General features: G+C 70.7%; 2 protein-coding genes. Both read right to left on the bottom strand.

The features are described 5' to 3' along the window. The coding region (locus AOK24_RS44180) for an FAD-binding protein (RefSeq protein WP_159052239.1) at positions 1-632 on the bottom strand (632 nt) is incomplete at its 3' end. A gap of 20 nt (positions 633-652) precedes the next feature. Then, a partial coding sequence (locus AOK24_RS44175) for a serine hydrolase (protein ID WP_159052238.1) occupies positions 653-1045 on the bottom strand: 393 nt, incomplete at its 5' end.

Raw genomic sequence — 1045 nt, 5'->3', positions numbered from 1 at the left:
ACCTCGCCGACCTGCTGGGCGCCCAGAGGGACGCCCAGCAGGTCGGCGAGGTGCGGGTATGCGACGGGGGCGGCGGAGGTGGCGCGGGTGAGGACCACGGTGATGGTGAGGATCGTCCATCGGCCGGGTTGGTCCTTGAAGATGCTGGTGCGATAGCCGAATCCGCAGTCAGCGGGGTGTAGTTCGACGTGGTGGCCCAGGTGCCAGTCGTGGGCGGTGAGGCAGGTGAGAGTGTCGGATATCTGCTGGCCGTAGGCGCCGGTGTTCTGGACGGGAGCGGCGCCTGCGGTTCCGGGGATGCCGCCGAGGTATTCGATCCCGGACAGACCCTCGGCGACGGTGAACGCGATGAGGTCGCACAGCGGGTGTCCTGCGTGGACGGTGAGTTCTACGCGCTCGTTGTCGAGGGTGCGGGCGCGGATGCCGTGGGTGGCCATGCGGAGGACCGTTCCGCGGAATCCGGTGTCAGCGGCGATGGTGTTGCTGCCGCCACCGAGGACGTACAGGGGTGCCGGGCTACGGCGGATGTCGCTTGTCAGGTCGGACCAGGCGGCCGGGTCCCGGTGGGTGAGGAACCGGTCGGCGGGTCCGCCGAGACGCAGTGTGGTGTGGTCGGCCAGTAACTCACCCATGGGGGCCTCCGTGCTCAGTCTCAGGTGGCGGAGATGGTCTTGAGCGCGAGGGCTCGCAGCGGTGCGATCTTGGTGCGGGCGTTGCCGCCGTAGACGGCGTTGGTGCAGATGGCGAGGTAGCGGCCGGTCTCCGGCGCGAGGTGGAGGCTCGTGCCGGTGAATCCGTGGTGGTAGGCGACGTGTCCGCCGGCGGCGAGGATCCAGGACAGGCCGCGGTCCAGGCCGGGTTCGATCGGGGCGTGGGGGACGAAGCTGGCGTGCAGCCAGTCGCCCAGGCCGTGTTCGTCGCCGTCCGCGTGCGCGGCCAGAAGCCCGTGGGCGTAGACGGCGAGGTCGGCTGGAGTGGAGAACACCCCGGCGTGGCCGGCGACGCCGCCGAGCAGGCCGGCGTTGTCGTCGTGCGGGGCGCCCCA

The sequence above is a fragment of the Streptomyces niveiscabiei genome (assembly GCF_001419795.1).
Classification (GTDB): Bacteria; Actinomycetota; Actinomycetes; order Streptomycetales; family Streptomycetaceae; genus Streptomyces; species Streptomyces niveiscabiei.
Note: the sequence above shows the minus strand (reverse complement) of the source record. Positions and strands in the feature narration are given on the sequence as shown.